The organism is Massilia sp. UYP34 (genome assembly GCF_056279385.1).
In genome coordinates this window covers 1-1,010 of sequence record NZ_JBWBRF010000062.1, presented here as the reverse complement: position 1 = coordinate 1,010, position 1,010 = coordinate 1, and the positions used below count along the sequence as shown (strand labels likewise).

Annotated in this window: 1 pseudogene; it reads right to left on the bottom strand. The window is 59.6% G+C overall.

Going from position 1 to position 1,010, the window contains the following annotated elements:
* Nucleotides 1-18: 18 nt before the first annotated feature.
* Nucleotides 19-947 (bottom strand): annotated as a pseudogene (locus tag ACZ9AQ_RS24200) (IS5 family transposase).
* Nucleotides 948-1,010: the final 63 nt, after the last annotated feature.

The following is a 1,010-nucleotide window of genomic DNA, read 5'->3' as shown; positions in this document are numbered from 1 at the left end:
CGCTATTTGTAGTCCGTTTTATAACACTGGGACCGTAATCGGAGTACCCAGCTGAGTGAAGCGATTTAGAACGGCAGCCCGCACTTGTAACTCGGCAACCTGACGGTCAAAGTCGCGTGCCATCACCCGTTCGCCCAGCAGCTTGAAGCAGCGCATCTTGGTTTCAACAAGGCTGCGCCGGTGGTAGCCGCTCCATCTCTTCCATATTGCCCGTCCCAGCCTTTTTGTCGTCCGCAGGATGTCATTACGTGTATCGGCGCCACAGCGGTTTGCCTTCCAAGGCTTGGCGTTCTCACGGGTCGGGATGATGGCGTGCGCGGCACGCAACGCGATGGCTTCATGACAGTCCTTCGTGTCGTAGGCGCCATCCCCACTGACGCTGGCAATCTTCTCGTCAGCAGGAATCTGGCCCAGCAGCGCTGGCAGGACAGGTGCGTCGCCGACACTGTTGTCCGTCACCTCCATGGCCGGATCTCGAGCGTGGACGCATCGATCCCGAGATGCACCTTGCGCCACTGGCGGCGGTACTCTGCACCATGCTTCTTCGTCTTCCATTCGCCTTCGCCCAGCATCTTGATACCCGTGCTGTCCACCAGCAGATGCAAGCCTGTCGTGGTCGGCACGGCGCCAATGGCAACCTGCAGCGTCTTTTGCCGACGGCTCACCGTGCTGTAGTCCGGCGCCGACCAGTCGAGCCCAGCCAGGTGCAGCAGGCTTTGCGTCATCCCCATGGCCTGGCGTAGTGGTAAATTGAACAGGCACTTGATGCTCAGGCAGAACTGGATCGCCTCGTCGCTGAACGTCTGGCTACGGCCGCGCTTGCCACTTGGCCTGCCGTGCCACTTCATCACTGGATCAAGCCAGATGAGCAGCGAGCCGCGGGCCTTGAGGGCTTCGTTGTATGTCTTCCAGTTGGTCGTGCGGTACTTCTGTGGAGCTGGTTTCATCCTGCTCAGGCTAACAGACCTACGCCTTATACCCTGGCCGAGCCTGATTTACGCAACAAAGCC